The organism is Lutimonas sp., from assembly GCF_051011215.1.
Classification (GTDB): domain Bacteria; phylum Bacteroidota; class Bacteroidia; order Flavobacteriales; family Flavobacteriaceae; genus Lutimonas.
This window is the reverse complement of sequence record NZ_JBPCUJ010000038.1, coordinates 1-19,157: the sequence shown is the minus strand read 5'-3', so window position 1 is coordinate 19,157 and position 19,157 is coordinate 1. Positions and strand designations below refer to the sequence as shown.

Annotated in this window: 17 protein-coding genes; 5 read left to right on the top strand and 12 right to left on the bottom strand. The window is 38.4% G+C overall.

Going from position 1 to position 19,157, the window contains the following annotated elements; translation table 11 throughout:
- Nucleotides 1–2,235: a cation:dicarboxylate symporter family transporter gene (locus ACR2MV_RS04105; RefSeq protein WP_434020630.1), complete on the bottom strand. Its 2,235-nt coding sequence runs from the start codon at nucleotides 2,233–2,235 to the stop codon at nucleotides 1–3.
- Nucleotides 2,236–2,403: 168 nt separating this feature from the next.
- Between ACR2MV_RS04105 and thiL the strand changes: the two genes are divergently transcribed.
- Complete coding sequence (gene thiL / locus ACR2MV_RS04100; protein ID WP_434020629.1) at nucleotides 2,404–3,447, top strand: thiamine-phosphate kinase; 1,044 nt, start codon at nucleotides 2,404–2,406, stop codon at nucleotides 3,445–3,447.
- A 3-nt stretch (nucleotides 3,448–3,450) separates the two neighbouring features.
- Here the strand turns inward: thiL and ACR2MV_RS04095 are convergent, their stop codons facing one another.
- The 4 genes from ACR2MV_RS04095 to ACR2MV_RS04080 are packed head-to-tail and all read right to left on the bottom strand — an operon-like array spanning nucleotide 3,451 to nucleotide 7,068.
- Entirely contained in the window at nucleotides 3,451–3,966 is a 516-nt protein-coding gene (locus ACR2MV_RS04095; RefSeq protein WP_434020628.1) for a DUF4251 domain-containing protein, read from the bottom strand.
- 23 nt (nucleotides 3,967–3,989) lie between these two features.
- Nucleotides 3,990–4,625 (bottom strand): class I SAM-dependent methyltransferase, encoded by a 636-nt coding sequence (locus ACR2MV_RS04090; protein WP_434020627.1) that lies wholly within the window; start codon nucleotides 4,623–4,625, stop codon nucleotides 3,990–3,992.
- 5 nt (nucleotides 4,626–4,630) lie between these two features.
- The gene (locus ACR2MV_RS04085) at nucleotides 4,631–6,244 is read right to left on the bottom strand and encodes a lipocalin-like domain-containing protein (protein WP_434020626.1); all 1,614 of its coding nucleotides are present in this window, start codon (nucleotides 6,242–6,244) and stop codon (nucleotides 4,631–4,633) included.
- A 50-nt stretch (nucleotides 6,245–6,294) separates the two neighbouring features.
- A complete protein-coding gene (locus ACR2MV_RS04080; protein WP_434020625.1) occupies nucleotides 6,295–7,068 on the bottom strand; it encodes an alpha/beta fold hydrolase in 774 nt (257 codons plus the stop codon).
- 50 nt (nucleotides 7,069–7,118) lie between these two features.
- Here ACR2MV_RS04080 and brnQ point away from each other — a divergent pair, with 50 nt between their 5' ends.
- The gene (gene brnQ / locus ACR2MV_RS04075; RefSeq protein ID WP_434020624.1) at nucleotides 7,119–8,414 is read left to right on the top strand and encodes a branched-chain amino acid transport system II carrier protein; all 1,296 of its coding nucleotides are present in this window, start codon (nucleotides 7,119–7,121) and stop codon (nucleotides 8,412–8,414) included.
- A 5-nt stretch (nucleotides 8,415–8,419) separates the two neighbouring features.
- Here the strand turns inward: brnQ and ACR2MV_RS04070 are convergent, their stop codons facing one another.
- Nucleotides 8,420–9,712, bottom strand: a complete 1,293-nt coding sequence (locus tag ACR2MV_RS04070; protein ID WP_434020623.1) for an aminopeptidase P family protein — start codon at nucleotides 9,710–9,712, stop codon at nucleotides 8,420–8,422.
- A 104-nt stretch (nucleotides 9,713–9,816) separates the two neighbouring features.
- Here ACR2MV_RS04070 and ACR2MV_RS04065 point away from each other — a divergent pair, with 104 nt between their 5' ends.
- Nucleotides 9,817–10,437, top strand: a complete 621-nt coding sequence (locus tag ACR2MV_RS04065) for a DUF6973 domain-containing protein (protein WP_434020622.1) — start codon at nucleotides 9,817–9,819, stop codon at nucleotides 10,435–10,437.
- Between the two features lie 11 nt (nucleotides 10,438–10,448).
- Here the strand turns inward: ACR2MV_RS04065 and ACR2MV_RS04060 are convergent, their stop codons facing one another.
- Nucleotides 10,449–13,637, bottom strand: coding sequence for a WD40/YVTN/BNR-like repeat-containing protein (locus ACR2MV_RS04060; protein ID WP_434020621.1), 3,189 nt, complete (start codon nucleotides 13,635–13,637; stop codon nucleotides 10,449–10,451).
- 145 nt (nucleotides 13,638–13,782) lie between these two features.
- On the opposite strand from ACR2MV_RS04060, the gene ACR2MV_RS04055 reads away from it, so the two are divergent.
- Nucleotides 13,783–14,532, top strand: a complete 750-nt coding sequence (locus ACR2MV_RS04055) for a TPM domain-containing protein (protein WP_434020620.1) — start codon at nucleotides 13,783–13,785, stop codon at nucleotides 14,530–14,532.
- A gap of 8 nt (nucleotides 14,533–14,540) precedes the next feature.
- Here the strand turns inward: ACR2MV_RS04055 and ACR2MV_RS04050 are convergent, their stop codons facing one another.
- The 4 genes from ACR2MV_RS04050 to der form a co-directional block, all read right to left on the bottom strand.
- On the bottom strand, nucleotides 14,541–15,080 hold the full coding sequence (locus tag ACR2MV_RS04050; protein WP_434020619.1) for a GNAT family N-acetyltransferase: 540 nt from the start codon (nucleotides 15,078–15,080) through the stop codon (nucleotides 14,541–14,543).
- Between the two features lie 24 nt (nucleotides 15,081–15,104).
- Complete coding sequence (locus ACR2MV_RS04045) at nucleotides 15,105–15,620, bottom strand: YciI family protein (RefSeq protein ID WP_434020618.1); 516 nt, start codon at nucleotides 15,618–15,620, stop codon at nucleotides 15,105–15,107.
- 69 nt (nucleotides 15,621–15,689) lie between these two features.
- Nucleotides 15,690–16,721 (bottom strand): class I SAM-dependent methyltransferase, encoded by a 1,032-nt coding sequence (locus ACR2MV_RS04040; protein WP_434020617.1) that lies wholly within the window; start codon nucleotides 16,719–16,721, stop codon nucleotides 15,690–15,692.
- A gap of 2 nt (nucleotides 16,722–16,723) precedes the next feature.
- Nucleotides 16,724–18,028, bottom strand: coding sequence for a ribosome biogenesis GTPase Der (der, locus tag ACR2MV_RS04035; RefSeq protein ID WP_434020616.1), 1,305 nt, complete (start codon nucleotides 18,026–18,028; stop codon nucleotides 16,724–16,726).
- A 135-nt stretch (nucleotides 18,029–18,163) separates the two neighbouring features.
- On the opposite strand from der, the gene ACR2MV_RS04030 reads away from it, so the two are divergent.
- Complete coding sequence (locus tag ACR2MV_RS04030; protein WP_434020615.1) at nucleotides 18,164–18,694, top strand: GTP-binding protein; 531 nt, start codon at nucleotides 18,164–18,166, stop codon at nucleotides 18,692–18,694.
- On the opposite strand, the gene ACR2MV_RS04025 is transcribed toward ACR2MV_RS04030, so the two are convergent.
- Nucleotides 18,691–19,157: orotidine 5'-phosphate decarboxylase / HUMPS family protein (locus ACR2MV_RS04025; RefSeq protein ID WP_434020614.1), on the bottom strand; the 467-nt coding region annotated here is incomplete at its 5' end. The two genes, ACR2MV_RS04030 and ACR2MV_RS04025, sit on opposite strands and share 4 nt — an antisense overlap.

Genomic DNA, 19,157 nt, shown 5'->3' with positions numbered 1-19,157 from the left:
TTATTTTTTTTGAACCTCCAGACTGTCAGTTTCCATGTTTTGGTCAGAGGCCAGTCGGGGTTTGATAACATTTTCGAGAATGCTCCATTTTTTTTGCTTTGACTCATATGGATTTCCTAAAATCCATTGATCATATACTTTTTCAAAGGTTCCGTCTTGTTTTCTAAAATCTATCCATTTATCGATATAAGCCCTCCAGACATTGTCACGAGCAATTGGGAAAACCAAAGAGTTATTAATGTGATAAGGCAGGGGGTTGACTACTTTGTAACCAGATTCCAATACAGTTATGGAGGCTGCTCTTTCCGCTGAAGTGAGATGTGCATCAATTACAATAGAATCATTTTGAACACTATCCTGCTCTTTCGAAATCTTACTAAACTCGAAATAATCCTGAATTTCAGGTACGGGATAGGATCCTCCTTTTGGAAAAAATGAAAGAAAATCTTTGGCAATCTCTTTTCTGTCGATAAACGAAATTGTAAAAGTGTCTAATTTGGAGGTTGTATCGAAATTATCAAACATTTTATTCTCTTTTTTAGTGAGTAGCGCCAGAGAAACATCCAAATAAGGTTTTGAAAGCTCTAGATCTTCGGCATAACGACTGGATAAAAAGATATCAGACATGATGATATCATAATGGTCTTTATTCATTCCCTCGATCAATTTCCCCGGAATAATTGGAACAAACTCTAGGCTCACATTCAAGTCGCTTGCTAACTGATGAGCAAGATCTATGCCATAACCAACCAGTACACTATCCTGGTTGTGAAATGAAAAAGGAGCAGCATGTTTGAAATAGCCTACGCGAACCTTGCCTCTTCTTTTGATGCGACTCAAGGTATTTTCTCCTCTCCACTTAGGGTTTGGATTTCTTTTGGTTTTATCGAGTATGACAAAATCCTGTTGCGGGCTTATTATTTTAAAATTGTTGACAATCTCAAGATTGGTCGGAATATTTTTCATGCTTCTTTCTAAGAGAGATCTTAGGCCAATTACCGATACAATTGTTGTAATTGAGATAACAACTATGGCTTGTATCAGTTTTCTTTTGTTAAATTTTAAGTATCCGCCGCAGGCTGTAATGGTCAAAAGGGTGAGTGCAATTAAGTGAAAAGCACCTAAAACCACTCTAATACGATCGGTAATAACCGTTGAAACTACAAAGAGTTGAAAAGTCTCTTTAGGAATTTTTAATAAATCCAGGCTGAAAGGGAGTCCGGTAATCGGAGCCACAAAACTGCTCAAAAATGTAGAGCTGAGGAAGATTGGATAATCCGAAAACTCCATAGCCTTTCCAGTAAACCAGGCGGCAAAGGGTACGAAAATAAAGATCATAAATGTTCCCAGATTTGGAAACGGATATGCCAGGGGCATAATAATATCAACTCGGTCCTGACTTTCTTCAGAATTATGGGTATCAGATCTGATAATCTCTTTGATATTTTCTATAAGTTGTGGATAGACTACAATGATTTTACCGGTGGCAAAAATGGTAATCAGGGTGGACCTGGTTATTTTGAAAATTGTTTTGGACGAATAGGGCGTAAAAATTGAAATCAAATAGGGCAGTACCAGAAAGGTGATCAAAATTACCGCCAGTAAATACACCAAAAGATAGCCCTGAAGTCTGCTTAAATCCGACCAGCTTAATGTACTAACTACCCCGGCTGCGATACTAAAAACACCAATAGGAGTAATTTTCACAATCATTTTGTTGACCTGGTTTAACCCATCGGTCAACACATCCAATGGTTTTAAAAGGGCTTCTTTATTCGGTAGCTTCATTACTCCCAATCCGATAAAAATACTGAATAACACCACAGCCGGCACTACGTTGTCACTCATGGATTCAAATGGATTGGCAGGGATGTATAGTTTTACAAAGTCAAAAGGCACATTTGGCTGAACAAAATCTGAGCTGTAAAAATTCCCGCTGGTCCAGTCAGGGAAACTCAGTGGTAGGATGATCAGATATAACAAGCCGATGTTTAACAAAAGAAACAGAAAAATCAATCCGTATTTAATTATTTTTTTTCCATTCTCTAAGGATAGCCGTCCAATATTTACAATCAGGGAGAACATGATATAAGGCAAAACAGTCATCTGCAACAGACCAATAAAGATGTCTCCTATGATACCTAACCAGGCAACGTCCTCGCCAAAAAACAGGCCTGTTATAATGCCTAAAATAACACCGAGTAAAACTTTGGTAGAGAGGGAGAGATTTTTCATTATAAGCGAGAAAGAATAGGTTTTATTAAATAATCAGTTAAATGTAGCAATTTTTAATCAACGGCAATATCTAAGTGATAGAATTGATGCCTTCGGTTATATATTAAGAGTGAAAGAACTATATAAGAATAAGATTGAATATTTTTAAATATGGCCTATCTTTGCAGCATGTTAGAAGACAAAAATCAATCGCGAACCTCCCTATCTTCTTTGGGAGAATTTAAGTTAATAGATCACCTGACCAATGAAACAGTCATTCATCATGAGAATACTGTAAAAGGAATTGGAGATGATTGTGCGGTGCTGGGAGAAGGAGAGAAGAAAACCTTGATCACAACAGATTTATTGATCGAAGGCGTTCATTTCGATTTGAGTTATATGCCGCTGAAGCATTTAGGCTATAAGGCGGTGATGGTAAACTTGTCAGACATCTATGCCATGAATGGAGAGGCAAAGCAAATTACGGTATCATTGGCAGTATCGAATAGATTTCCTTTAGAGGCCTTAGAAGAGCTGTACGCAGGAATTCATCTGGCATGTAATACTTATAAAGTAGATCTTGTAGGAGGAGATACGACTTCATCGACGAAAGGATTGCTCATAAGTATTACAGCTATAGGAGAAGCGAAGGAAGCAGATGTAGTATATAGAAATGGAGCAAAATCGAATGATTTATTGGTTGTTACAGGAGATCTGGGAGCAGCCTATCTAGGACTTCAGGTGCTGGAAAGGGAAAAACAGGTATTTCAGGTTGATCCAAATGCCGAACATGAACTCGATAAGTATACCTATTTGGTTGAACGACAATTAAAGCCGGAAGCCAGGAAGGATGTAGTAAAATTACTTTCAGACCTTGAGGTGTCTCCAAGTTCAATGATCGATATTTCGGATGGACTTTCATCAGAAATTTTGCATTTGTGCAAGCAATCAAACACGGGATGTCAGGTGTACGAAGATAAAATTCCTTTAGACCAGGAAGTAATTTCAACTTGTGAGGAATTCAATATGGATAGCACCACAATTGCTTTGAACGGTGGAGAAGACTATGAATTATTGTTTACAGTAAAACAGGAAGATTTCCACAAAATTAAAGCCAATCCAAACTTTAGCATTATTGGGCATATGACCGAGGATACTGGTATTGTTCAACTGGTTACCAGAGGAGGACAAAAAGTGGATATTGAAGCTCAGGGATGGAATGCCCTTGATTAAAGATCATTTTTTAACTCGAATTTCGCCGGTTCGACCGTCATATTTTATACCGGATCTATAATTACTATTTAGATTCACCAGGGTATTTCCTCCCTTGTACATAGTCATAAAAAAGTCAAATTGATCGTTATTTGTTTTTGCACTAAATCGGACGGTTATTTTGAGTTTTTTTTCGTCAATCGTTTTTTCATACTTATCTATAACACCCGAAAAAACAATACCTCCATCGCTCGTCATGGCAGCTCCACCTGAAGTCATGGTTCCAAAATAAGGAAGGTATATATCTGCACTGTCATTTTTGATTTTTAAGAAATTGGCATTTGTAGTCAGGTTCACACGACGACCACCCTGGCTTGTAGCCCAATCAGCCATAAACTCATAATTTTTGCTATCGATAAGTTCGTTCATGGCTTTAAACTCTTTCGCAGCTGCTTCGGCCTTGAGTTCTTTTTTTGATTGTGAATGCATTGTAGAAGTCAACAATAGGCTGAAAATAAATAGAAAGGTTAGTTTTTTCATTTTTTTGTGTATTATAAATAGAGTCATTTTTTTGTAAAAACAAGTATTCTGTCTTTGATTATCAATGACTTAAAGCATAATTTTTGAGCTATCCACTTGAAGGTTTCATCTTGATAAATAAAAACATGAGAAGGATCGTTTTTATAATACCAAGTATCAAAATCTATACCGAAACTATAAGGATGGGTTTTACAGATGAGTTTACCTTCAGGTTTGAGCAATTTATAAAGTGTTTCAAATTCCTTTATTGGATCATAAAAATGCTCAATCACCTCACAAGCTACTATAAAGTCATATCGCTTGGAGAATATAGATGCGTCATTGTGAAATATAGGGTCAAACTCGCGCACAGTAAAACCGCTTTTTTCTAAATGTCGTGAAAGAACAGGAGTGTGACCGCAACCAAAATCCAGTCCGATACTGTCTTTGCTAAAAGCGGATTTTACTTCTTTTATGATAGGACTGACGAATTCATAGTACCCTTTGTCTTCCAGGCTGCTGATATGATTCTTGTAGCGTTCTTTTTCTTCCTCTATGTTGAGGAATTGCTCCTTAATTCTAAAGATACCCCGGCAAACATCACATTTGTTAAATGAATGCTTTGAGTTTTCAAAAAAACGATATGATTTTCCATTGCATAAAGGACAGCTTGCGGACATGTTGTTTAATTAACCAAAAACTTTGAATAAAGTACTTTTTTACCATTGCTCAATTTTAATATATACAGGCCTGGTTGAAAAGTTTGAGTATTTATTTCAAGTTCTTTGGTGTTTCTCACAAGTTCTTGCGCTAAAATTCTCCCATTCGTGTCATATACCTGGTAATTAACGTCGTCCGGAATTCCCGGGATTTTAATTTTTATTAAGTTATTTACCGGATTTGGGTAGATGCTTAGCTGGTCACCTTCGATGTCTTCTAAAGACAGTGTTATGGATGAAGAAGATTCGCTAACAATGTTTGAAGCAAGTGTTTTGTCTACTGAATAACCAGTAATTCTGAACCAAATATTTTCACCTTCTTTTATATCAGGATTTGGCCATAAATAAGAAGAATCTTGTATGCCTTCAACGATAGTCGTAAAAGTCTCTTTGTTGTCTACACTATATTCGATGTCATAGTATAAAGGATTCCCATCATCTGGATTCAGGACATTCCAACTAATTTCCTCAGCAGTGTTATAGGCTCCATTATCTGGATAAGTGATTTCAAGTTCAGGATCTTCATATGAGTGTAATAATTCAGCGAAACCAATACCTGTGACGCTTACACCATTTACTGTACCGCTAATGGAAGTGGCACCTTCATAAAACCGTATTGGAAGTGATGCTTCTGAATTTTCTTTATTTGCTGTAATAATCAGATCGATCTTATTTTTTTCTGATACGAGTCGCCATTTTTTCGAATAGCACATTTCACCATCAGGTGTACAGAAGTAATTTAATCTTTCAAGTGAAAAATCCAGGGTAGAATATTGAGTATCCTCATCTACATAAGCAGATAACATTTTAAACTTTAAATTGTCAGGAATGGTATAATCTTTGGCGAAAACATTCCATAAATTTAGGTCCATTCCATTTGATAGCTGTGCACTAAACCATTCATATCTTTCACCGGCATTTCTATCAAAATCACCGTATTGTCTGTCTATCCAACCAGTACCCTTCACAGTTTCCGTTACATCGAAAAATTTTAGAGTGCCGTTCACTTCTATGCCCGTTTGAGAATAGTAATAGGTATAGCTGGTCGAACCTTGCTCAAACAATCCGTTTTCACCAAGAATGAGAGGGCGTTTCAGAGTATTCAACTGCAGTTCCAATTCTGTATTGGACGTTGCGGCAAAAAGATCATATTGAAATGGTATAATCTGACCACCAGCGTCAAATTGATTTTCAAAAGTTTCTGTTTTTGGCAGCAGCAATCCAGATGCCTCAATTTGAAGCCTGTCTTTTCCTAGTTTAGAGTAATTCACAGGTTTGGAATCGAAAAATTTTTCGCCGGTATCTTCATTCATTATATTCAAAAGGCGAAATCCATCAAAACCAAGTTGAGGACCATAAAAATAGATGACAACATAGGAGTAGGTATGACCACTGGTATTTCCAACAACCTGTCCGGTAGAATACCACCATTCAGTTGGTTCGTCGTCTTGTGCACCTTCATCGACAGGGAAAGCAATCAGTTTTCCGGCGGGCTCATAGGGGTATTTTTTCCAGTCTTGGGCTACAACATTTAGTGTAAAAAGAATTGAAAAAAATAGAATCGTAGTTCTATAAATCATAGCAGAGGGGGTTGTAATTTCAATAATTTGAGTTCTAAAAAAAAACCAATTTACAGAAAATTCCTAAATTCCTGTATTAAATCGGCCTCATTCTCGATATGACTCATGTGACCATCTTCAAAAATCACCCTGTGAACTTTGGTATTTTCGGTTTGTTTTAGAAGACTTTGGAATGCCAATGCAGGGTCTTCTTTTCCAATAATCATCAAGATTGGATAGTTCGCCTTTTTTAGAAGATGACTTCGGTCTTCTCTGATTTTCATTCCTTCCAAAGCAGCAATAATTCCTTGTTTGCTCATTTGAAGTGCCGTATCTGTTACCTGCCTAATGTCGTCGGTAAAAATGGTTCTGTTTTTTTCTGAAAAAAGACTTGGAATAGCCACTCTGATGAATGTTTTATGATTAGACTTTACCGCCTTAATCCCTCGGTCTCTGTTGTGTTTTTTCTCTTCTGAATCTTCATACGACGTGGAATTCATAAGGCATAAACCACGCATCATTTCCGGGAATAAATCGGCAAAGGCCAAGGCAATATATCCCCCCATACTATGTCCGATTACGACACAATGTAAAATTTTTAATTCTTCCAATAAAAACTTCAGCATTCTTGCCTGATCCTCCATGCTATGTATATAGCCAATACTATCCGTATTGCCGTGTCCTAATAGATCGACACTTAGGGTGCGATGTGAGTTATGAAAACTCTTAACAATGTTGTTCCACATGGTCAGATCCTCTAAAAAACCATGTAAAAACAGTAAAACCGGACCTTTTCCCTGGTCGCTGTAGTGAATGTTGGCATTTTTATAAAGTAGCTCGGGCATGATACAAGATTTACTAAGCTAAATTACTATATTTATCACATTCTTGATCTATGAACAGAACCAAACAAATCTTTATTTTAGGCTTTGCCATTTTTGCTTCTTTTTTTGGAGCAGGGAACTTAATCTTGCCACCCATGTTAGGATTTAAAGGCGGGCCTGACTGGTGGTTGGTCGCCATCGGTTTTTTGATATCCGCTACGGTTATTCCCTTACTTGCTTTACTGGGGCATGCCAGGTTACAGGGTACCATGATTGATTTTGGTAAGAAAGTTTCTGTGAGATTCGGGATTCTTTTTAGCATATGTGTTTATCTTATCGCCATTATATTGGCCTGTCCAAGAACAGCTGCCGTGACACATGAAATGGCTATTCAGCCATATTTTGAGTTTACTTCATTAATGACAAGTAGCATTTATTTTTCTGCAGTTTTTGTTTTTGCCGTTAACAGGGGAAAGGTTATGGACTTTCTGGGAAAATACCTTACACCCATAATCGTCGTTATTTTGTTGATCATTATCTGTATTGGTATGTATACCCCTTCAGATCCCATGTTGCCTGGTCAATATAATGGTCCGTTGATCAAAGGTTTTTTAGAAGGGTACCAAACCTATGACGCTATTGCGGGACTGGTAGTAGGTGGGATCATCGTTCTTAATGTGAATAATTTAGTAGGTGAATTAAACGTTGCAGAAAAAAGATTTGTGATTGTAAAATCCAGTCTTATTGCCTTGACGGGGCTATTTGTGATCTATGTAGGATTGATTTTTATCGGTTCAAAATTCAATACGGAATTCCCGGTTGACATTAGCAGGCCACAATTATTGAGTTCCCTGGCCGCGATTACCTTAGGTAATTTTGGATCTGCATTTTTGGCCGTTCTTGTCGCAGTGGCTTGTTTTACTACAGCTGTTAGTATCGTGGTAGGAACAGCTGATTTTTTCAAAGGATTGTTTAATAATAATCATTTTGCCTATCTCATAACAGCTGCAGTTTCATGTCTTTTTGGAATTCTGGTAGGTCAGTTTCCGGTTAAATTCATCATTGATTTGGCGGTTTATGCCCTGATGTTCATTTATCCGCTGGGGATATCTTTAATTATGTTGAATTTGCTTTCAGAAAAATATGCCAGTCCAACAGTTTTTAGAATTGTTGTAGGACTGGCCTTTCTATTCAGTATTCCTGATTTTTTGAAGTTTTTGATTCCGGTTGAAAAACTTGAATTTCTATATGCCATTATTCCCTTTTCCCGAGATGGCCTGGGTTGGGTACTTCCGGCAGTAATAGGATTTGTATTGGCAAATTCCTACGTAAAAATTCAAAACAACAGAGAAGGTACAGCTTCCTAAGGAATTTATTGAGCCATCCACTTTTCAATATCCTCAATTTCTATTGGAATGTTTTTCATTAAGTTGATGGGTTCTCCGGTTTCCTGTATCACATAATCATCCTCAAGACGAATCCCCAGGTTCTCATCAGGAATATAAATTCCAGGCTCAACAGTAAAAACCATTCCTGCTACCATAGGTTCTGTTAAGATTCCATAATCATGGGTATCAAGACCCATATGATGAGATGTTCCGTGCATAAAATATTTTTTGTAGGCAGGCCAGCTAGGATCCTCATTGGCCACATCCTCTTTGCTGATAAGACCAAGACCAAGAAGTTCTTTGGTCATAAGTTTGCCTACTTCAATATGATAGTCAGCCCAGATAGTTCCTGGTACAAGCATTTTAGCTGCTTCATTTTTCACCCTTAGCACGGCATTGTATACTTGTTTTTGTCTTTCAGAAAATGTACCGGACACGGGAACACAGCGGGTCATATCGCTGGCGTAATTACCATATTCAGCACCCACATCCATCAAAACAACATCACCAGCTTTGCATGCCTGGTTGTTTTCAACATAGTGTAATACACAGGCATTATAGCCTGATCCGATGATAGGTGAGTAGGCAAAGCCAGCTGAACGATTTCTCATAAATTCATGGATAAATTCAGCTTCCACTTCAAACTCCATGACATCAGGCTTCATAAAGCCTAAGACTCTTTTAAATCCTTTTTCAGTAATATCACAGGCCTTTTGAATCATTTCAATTTCCTGTGGTTCTTTAACAGACCTGAGTCTTTGGATGATCGGCTGACATCTTTTGTAGGTATGAGCAGGGTATTTTTTTTGAAGCCACTTTATGAAACGAGCATCTCTTGTTTCGGTTTCAATACTAGCTCTATAGTGCTCATTGGTATTCACATAGACAATATCTGCCTGCGTCATCAATTCAAAAAGGACTTTTTCCATATCCTGCAACCAATAGACTGTCGCAATCCCTGAAGTTTCAAGGGCTTTTTCTTTTGTCAGCTTTTCACCTTCCCACACAGCGATATGAGCATTCGTTTCTTTGAGAAACAGAATTTCACGATTTTCTTTTTTCGGACAATCCGGAAACAGCACTAAAACGCTTTCTTCCTGATCAACCCCTGATAAATAAAAAATATCCCGATGTTGTGCAAAAGGCAAAGTGCTGTCTGCGCTGATTGGATAGATATCGTTCGAATTGAAAATGGCCATAGAATTCGCAGCCATTTCATTGGAAAATTTAGCTCTGTTTTTGACAAATAGGTCCTTGTCTATTGGAAGGTATTTCATGCTTTGGAATATTTAATCTTAGTTTATCAAAATTAGGAATTTTAACTTGAAATAGGGGTCAAAAGAAGAAATTTAAGCGTTGTTTGTTTTAGTATATTTATCATATGAAAAGAGCTGTTATTTTGATACTTCTAACAACGTGCATCCAGCAAAAGCTGCATAGTCAGGCTGGGGTTTCAGGGTTTTCAGAGCTGAGTTCAAATGAAAAATGGTGGGTGGTTTTTCATCCGTTCAAAGCGAAAAGAGCGTTGGCAGTATCTCTTGAAACTTTACGCCTGACCGATTCAATAAAAAAAGCGGGTACCGTGGGAAGGGATAACAATGGTGGACATTTGGATGCATTTAAACATACCTATTGGATGCTGGCATTAAGCAGGGAGATTGGACCTAATTCGGCATCTTCACTTGGTCGGGCTCATGAAAAAGGGAATTTTAAATCTTTTAAAAAAGGAACGAAGGAAGACGGATTTCTACCGGACAAAGTTTCATCTGAAATGGACTTGTTTAATAATCAGGCAGGCGTAAATATTTATAAGAAATACCCGAAAGATTCTCAGGATCAAGATGTACAACATGTGCTCAGTCACCTTGAAAAAGGCAAACTTAGAATGATAAAGAAAGATGGTTCGCTCTTTATCAATTGCGAGGGCGATATGATTGACCCGTTGGCCTTAAAAGGGAGCTGGGAAAACGATAAGTGCTTAATTCCCACCTCAAAAATCTGATATCCAACATCTTATTCCAGGATTTTATACTCTTTGAAAATACTTAGCTTGGCTGCTTCTACTTCTTTTCTGTATGCTGGCCAGTCCAAATTGTAAAACTCATTCACCGATAAAATCGCTGGCTTCAGTTTTAAATTTGCATTTTCAATGAGCTGTATTTCTGTTGCTCCGGGAAGTTGTTGTAAGGAACGGACATAATAAATGGCGTTATTCAAATAAGAGACAGCACTTGGTTCTTTTTGAGAAGTAATTCCTTGTCTTTTATCTTCTTTACCCATGATACCATCTATTAAACTATCAATGGATTTGTTAATACTATCACTCGATTGTATCAAGTCTTTATAGGTTTCTTTATCGATGCTGTTTGCCTGTTTCTTTACGGTGGCGACTGTTGTTTTGGATTCTTTCAATCTTTCTACAGCTCTGTAGACCAGGTCTTTCTGTATCTCGAGCTCTTTGAGCATATCGTATTGCTTTTGTAAAACTTCAGAAGACAGATCTATTCTTGGATCATATTTGACTGTAATTTTTGTTGAATCTTTGAGGTGCTTATACCGAAGGACCAGTTTGTAATCACCAGGAATCACTTTAACTCCTGCAGGTTCTTTTTCCGTACTCACTTTTTTTCTCGATGGAGAAAAGACACCCTTTTCATCGAGATTCCAATACATTCTATGCAAACCTCCATCTTTGGGCTTTTTGAATTGCAAGGTTCTGATCAGTACATTCTGTTGATTAAAAACCTGTAAGGACAGGCTATCATTTTTGGTATTAATTGAATCGAGTTTTACCGTGTCATCAGCCTTTTTATCCTCATTGAAAACATAAGTAATCATGGCTCCAGATTTTCTATTCTCTCCATTAAAAATCGCATTTCCTCCAAATCTTGTTCCTGAGGGTTGCTGGTATTGAGCTAAATAGGCAGTTGGCGGTTCAAAGATTTGTAAACCGTTGTCTATTGTTGATGCACCTGTTTTAGCAATTTCTCTTAATGGCCTGAGGTCATCTAATACGTAAAATGAACGTCCAAAAGTAGCAATAGCGAGGTCCTGCTCTTTGGGGTGAATAACCATGTCCATGGTAGGAACACTTGGGTAGTTTTTATTCCATTTTGTCCATGAATTCCCTTCATCAATACTCAGGTACAAGCCGTTTTCTGTGCCCAGAAAAAGAAGGCTCTTTTCTTTAGGATCCTGCACCAAAGAAAGGCTGTAGCCAAATGTTTCATCTTTCTCGCCAAGAAGAGATTCCCATGATTGTCCATAATTTTTGGTTCTGAATAAATAAGGTTTGAAATCAAAATTTCTGTAATTGTTCACCACGGCATAGGCTTCACCTTTGTTAAAAGCAGAGACCTTTATTTGCGCCACCCAGCCATCTTTTGGATAGCTGCCTGATGTTGGACTCACATCTGACCAGCTTTCTCCGGCATTTTTGCTGAGTTGAATTCTCCCGTCATCCGTGCCAACCCATAAAACATCTTTTTCAAGCTGACTAGGAGCTATGACCAGAATTGTACAATAGTTTTCTGCTCCTGTGGCATCCATGGTAAGGCCACCACTATCATATTGTTGTTGTTTTTTAGGGTCGTTTGTAGTCAGGTCCGGAGAAATAATATCCCATTCATGTCCCTGGTTTTTCGACCTGTGAACAAACTGACTTCCAAAATAAATCGTTGATTGATCAAATGGATCTATCGCAATGGCAGAATTCCAATTAAAACGAAGCTTGATATCCGGATCGGGATGTACAGGCCTGATCAGTTTTGAGGCCCCGGTTTCTCTGTCATAGCGACTCACATATCCTTGTTGAGACATTCCATAACCAAAGCGGTTGTTTTTAGGGTCAGGAATCACATCAAAACCATCCCCAAATAGAATTTCCTGCCAATATGAATTTCGGATGCCCTGCGCTTTGAAGGTGTAAGCAGGTCCTACCCAGGAACCATTATCCTGCATGCCCCCATACAGGTTGTAGGGAAACTCATTGTCTACACTGATATGGTAAAACTGACCAACAGGCAGGTTTTCTACAAATCTCCAGGTCTTGCCCTTATCCTGGGTGATATTTAGTCCACCATCATTGCCATCTATCATATAGTCAGGATTGTTTGGATGGATCCACCAGGCGTGGTGATCAGGGTGAATACCAGCATCTGAATTATAGGCAGGCATGAGCTGTTTAAAACTTTTACCTCCGTCAATACTATAATTCACATAGGTGAAAACGGTATACAATCGATGCTCATTCGTGGGGTCCACAAAAATATCAGAATAGTAAAAAGGGCGATTTCCAATACCAGAACTACCTCTTCCTGATGATTTACTGTTAATTAAGGTCCATTTAAAACCACCGTCATCAGATCTGTAAAGACCATTTTTTTTAGCTTCCACCAGGGCATAAACCACTTTCGGATTGCTTTGTGAGATGGCAAGACCTATTCGCCCAAGGTTGCCTTCAGGAAGGCCATCGTCCTTTGTTCTTTTTGTCCAGTTATCACCACCGTCAAAACTAATATAAATACCAGAGCCTTCTCCTCCGGAATTAAATGTATAGGGCTTTCTTCTGTGCTCCCACATAGCCGCAATCAACTTGTTCGGATTGTTGGCATCAACTACGAGGTCCGCTGCACCGGTTTTGTTATTTACAAACAGTATGTTTTTCCAGGTTTTTCCTCCATCCGTTGTTTTGAAAACACCTCTTTCTTTATGTTCTCCCCAAGGGCTTCCAATGGCCGCAACATATACAATATCAGGATTGTCTCTGTCGATGACAATTCTGTGAATGTTTCTGGTTTTTTCCAAGCCCATCAATGTCCAGTTTTTCCCGCCATCAAGGCTTTTGTATATTCCATAGCCTCCGTTTAAGCTATTTCTCGGGTTTCCTTCTCCGGTACCGACCCAAATCACATCCGGATTGGATTGCTGAATTTTGATGGCGCCAATACCTTGAAGCTGTTCTTTGTCAAATATGGGTTTCCAGGAAATACCCTGGCTTTCAGATTTCCATACGCCGCCTGAAGCCGCACCAACATAAATCACATTCGGTTGATTGGTGATAACATCGATAGCCGTTATTCTTCCGCTCATACCGGCGGGGCCAATTGCCCTGGGTTTTAGTCCGGATAATTTTTCGATATCTATTTGTTGTGCCTGTGTAAAAATACTGGTCAGGACGAGAAGAAGTACTATTTTTTTCATGGTAGAATTGTTGCCGTAGATATATTCTATTGCTTGTTTTTTGGTATATTGCATATCAATAATACAAAGAAATTTTGTGATAATAATGCACTCCAAATTTATTAAGCAATCAGGTTTTTTAATTTTTTTTCTTTTTCTGACCACGATGTCATTAAAGGCACAAGATTATTTACCTGAAAAGCCAAAAAATCAGACCAGCGTTTACGATCAGGCGAACATGATGAACGTAAGCGATGCAAAAAGACTTGAGCAGAAATTAATCAATTACAGTGATACAACATCCACACAAATTGTGGTTCTTACCATAAATTCTCTTCAAGGAAATGAAATTGGACTTTATGCTGCAGAATTAGGACAAAAATGGGGTATTGGGCAAAAAGGGAAAGACAATGGTATTCTGTTACTTGTATCGAAGGATGACAGAAGAATGAATATCAGCACAGGCTATGGTATGGAACATATATTGACGGATGCCCTGTCTAAAAGAATTATTGAAAATATTATTACGCCTGCCTTTAAACAAGGAAATTATTACCAGGGTCTGGACCAGGGTACCACCGCAATCATGCAGATCATGAGTGGTGAGTACCAGGGTGAACGTGCCTATGAGGGGCCTGGTGGCAAAATCCCCGCTTTTTTTATAGTGCTTGTTTTTATCGTCATCATGATGATTCTGTCTCGTAGAAACAGAGGCGGAGGTAAGAATGGTGGAAGAAGGTCAGGAGGTTTCTCTTTATTAGACGCTATTATTCTGAGTAACGCCGGGCGAGGAGGTTTTGGTAGCAGAGGAGGTTTTGGCGGCAGTTCCGGAGGAGGTTTCGGAGGCGGAGGAGGCTTCGGCGGCGGCTTTGGTGGCGGCGGCTTTGGTGGAGGTGGTGCCAGCGGCGGTTGGTAATCAGGAGTTTAATCCTTATCCAACGCAAGAACAATATTATTTTCATCTCCAGGATCTGTAATCTCCTCTTGTAAAATGAATCCGTTTTTTTTCAACAATTGCAATGAACTGAGGTTTGCATGATGTGTATAGGCCACAAGCCTGTCAAAGTTCAGCACAGTAAAACCGAATGTAATAATCGCCTTCATGGCCTCATTCATGATACCTTGTTGCTGGTATTCAGGGTGCAGAGAATAACCAACTTCAGCCGTTTTTAGATCCTCGGAAAAATTCCACAAACAAATGGAACCAATCATTTTTTGGTCTTCTTTTTTACTGATGGCCCAATTGATATTGTCACCTTTTTCGTATCCATGTTGAACCATGTTCATAAAGTCAATAGCATCTTCTAATTTTTTGGCACCTTCTCTTTTGATATAGGCATTCACAGTAGTATCCGATCTAAGAAAAAACATCATTTGGTAATCCTCTTCGCTCAAATCTCTCAGCAATAGGCGGGGTGTTTTCAATTCGGGAAACGATTGAAAAGGGAATGTAATGGTATGCATAGACAAATTTTTCTGAGAGATTTATTACTCTACAATATCATTTTTAGATATTGAATAGTGCAGATCATTAATGGCCATTAAGGCAGCTGAGCCATACCACTCTTTGAGTTCCATGCTCAGGACACCTGCCTGAATTGATGGGTCGGAATTTGTCAATGCTTCGGCATCTTCCAGATTGTCTACATTAAAAACATAGATACCTCTGAGGTCACCATCCCCAAAAAAAGGACCCGCCAATACCAGTTTGCCTTCTTCCGCCAATCTGTTTATATTTTCCATGTGAGCTCTTTGAAGCTTGCTTTTTTCTAAAGAATCAACACTTTTATTGGGGCCTCTTTTTAAGAAAGCAATCACATATTTTTTCATTCCATAAGCGTCGGCTCCATAGGCAGCAGCTTTTACAGAGTCAAATTTTGAATTTATTTCAGTATGATTCTGATCTGGGTTTGTACCCTCAGTCTTTTCTTTGGTTTCTTTTTGACAATTCCAAAGAAGCAAAGCAAAGAGCATCACACTGAATACGCGATAGGTATTTTTCATGGTGAATGATTTTATTTGAAAGCGAGTGCTAAAGATACTAAATATGAACTTTTGAACCAGTTGCGGTTTTTAGGATTTCTTTTTTTCATAGGTGGCACATAGAAATTCACCCCTTTCTCCGCAGATCACCTTTTCACTGCTCGACACAGCTTTTAAAGCCACAGAAAGTTTTCTTAGAGGAGTCCATACAGCATCCATTTTTTTCAACGATTCTTTTAGCCAAGGATTTGACCCTGATTTGCTTTTCCTCAACAAGTTACCATCCTTATCTAAAATCGGAGCTCGTTTTCTCTGACGTCCTCTATCGATATCATAGATGGTAGGTTTTTTTGCGTAGAACTCACTAAAATCTACGAATGAGGTGGATAGATCAAGCTGGCTTCCTATCTGTTTCATAGAGTCTTCGCTCAGCCACCAATGATGAACTGGTGGTGATTCAGTATCATAAACCACTGATTCTGGCGCAATTGATCTGTTAGGGGTCGTCACAATGATGCTTCCTGAATCATTGATTAGTTCAGAAATAGCTTTAATAAATGACACTGGTAGATTCACATGTTCAATGACTTCTGTGAGTATGGCAATGTCATATTGACCTTTATGACTTTTGGCGTGTTCAAACAGATCAGCATCAAGATACAGATCACCGAAGTTTTCTCTGGCTTTTTGCACAGCCTTCGTTGATACGTCCATTCCCTTGATATCATATCCTTCAGTACTTAAAGCATAGGTAAGGTAGCCAAGGCCACTTCCAATCTCAAGAATTTTCACGGTTGATTTGTCAACAACGAGATTGGATAAAGATTTTTGAACCGCCCAATACGCCTCGTTGGAATTCGCCAGATATTCCATGGGCTGTTTTTGCTTCCTTATGTTTGAAAAGTACCTCCAATATCGACTATAACCCGGTACATCTTTTCCATTCATATATATGGCATCGTATATCGTTGAAGCATCTACTCTGGGAAGGCTAAAAGAGGTATTGCAGTTCTGACAATGATAAACTTTAAATCTTGTTCCTTGCTGGTAACCTTGAATGTTTTCTTCTTTTAAAGTGGCGGGAGAATAACAAATATCACATTCAATATGTTCTTGTTGCATAGTTATTTTTTTCTAAAATAGATGACAATAGGTACTCCTTTTAAATCATAAATTTCGCGAAGCTTGTTTTCAATATATCTTTTGTAGGGATCCTTCACATATTGAGGGAGGTTTGCAAAAAAGACAAACTGAGGTGTAGGGGAAGGTAGTTGCATACAGTATTTGATCTTAATGTATTTCCCTTTGTAAGCCGGAGGTGGATTTTGCTTCATGATGTCCAACATTGCCTCATTCAATTTGCTGGTAGCAATTTTTTGTTTTCTGTTTTCAAAAACCTCCACTGCTGTTTCTATGGCCTTAAAAATTCGCTGTTTCGTTAAGGCAGAAATAAATACAATAGGGACATCTGTAAAGGGCGCCGTTTCCTTTCGGATCATTGCTTCAAATTCCTTAGTCGTATGTGTGTCTTTTTCAACCAGGTCCCATTTGTTGACCAAAATAACAATCCCTTTTTTATTCTTTTCTGCCAACCAGAAAATGTTCTGGTCCTGACCTTCAAAACCTCGGGTGGCGTCGATCACAAGAATACATACATCACTATATTCAATGGCCCTTACTGATCTCATTACAGAGTAAAACTCCAGGTCATCTTTTACCTTGGATTTTTTTCTGATTCCGGCGGTGTCAACCAGGTTGAAATCAAATCCAAATCGATTGTATTTCGTATCATTTGAATCTCTTGTAGTTCCTGCAATATCTGTAACAATGTACCTGTCTTCACCAATCAGAGCATTTATAAAGGAAGATTTACCCGCATTTGGCCTTCCTACAACAGCAAACCGTGGCAGGTCATCAGCAACAGCTTCTTCTTTCTCGGGAAGCGCCTCTATAATCGCATCCAACAATTCTCCTGTTCCGCTTCCGTTTGTACTTGCAATGGTGTAATATTCACCCAGACCCAAAGCGTAGAATTCAACAGCATCTGCTGCTCTTTTGGCATTGTCAACTTTGTTGACTGCCAGAAATATTGGTTTTTTGGCCTGACGAAGCAATTGGGCGACTTCTTCATCCATTCCAGTTACTCCGTTTTCGACATCCACCATAAAAATTATGGCATCTGCTTCGTCGATAGCAAGCTCAACTTGCTTGTCTATTTCAGCTTCAAATATATCGTCACTTCCAACAACATAACCACCTGTATCTATTAAAGAGAATTCCCGGCCATTCCAATCTGTTTTACCATAATGTCTGTCTCTGGTTACCCCGCTAACAGCGTCCACAATAGCTTCCCTTCTTTGAACCAATCGGTTGAAGAGGGTGGATTTTCCAACATTTGGTCTCCCTACGATCGCTACAATATTTCCCATGCCTGTTTTTAAATAAAATCGGTGCAAAGATACGCTTATAAAGTTGAATTGGAAAACTGCTTGCCTGGATTAAAAAAAAAGCTATATTTATCCTACAGCTTAAAGAAATAAGCCTAAAATTCTATACTCCAACATATGAATGATCCTATCCATAACGATGAATTAAATCGCATTCTCTTAAAGCCCAGATTCAAATTAAAATACAGTGCTTCAGTTGAGGAAATATTGGATGAATTTAGAGGTAATCTGGCTATTGAGGATTGCAAATACAAAAGTAAGATAGTCAATCATCATATTGTTATTGATGTACCTCTGGATGAAGAGCATTTTTGGTCACCTCAATTACATGTCGAGGTTGAAAAAGAAGATGAGGTTACCGTTGTAAAAGGTATATTAGGACCAAAGCCAAAAATATGGACAATGTTTATGTTCCTTCATTTTATTGTGGCTTTAGCATTTTTTATTTTTTTCGTTATTTTTTATTCGAAGTGGAGCCTGGATCAGGACTATCAGTTTTCCATGATCATGTTCCTACTGATGCCGGTGCTATGGTTTGTTTTATACTTTATAGGTCAACTAGGAAAAAAAATTGGCTACGAACAAATGGTTGGACTTCATAACTTTTTGATCAAAGCACTCGGAAATTTTAAATCAATTAATGATTAGATTCCATTTTCAATAAGAATCTCCGACATTTCTTTTTGTAATTCAAGGGCCTTCTCTCTGGCTTTCTCAGCAAAATCTGTTGCTGCAGAAGCATAGATAATTCCTCGTGAAGAATTTACAAGAAGCCCGATGTTTTTATTGATACCAAATTTACACACTCCCTGCAGATCTCCGCCTTGCGCACCTACTCCAGGTACAAGTAAAAAATGATCCGGAACTATTTTTCTAATTTTTTCGAAATACTCAGGTCTGGTTGCACCAACTACGTACATCAATTGCTCGCTGTTTTTCCAATTTAATGATGTTTTCAAGACCGTTTCGTACAGGGTTGCACCTTGCTCGTTTTTTAATACTTGAAAATCTAAACCACCTTTGTTTGATGTTAAGGCCAGCATGATGGTAAATTTGTTTTTAAAGGCAAGAAAAGGCTCTACCGAATCACTACCCATATAAGGTGCCACCG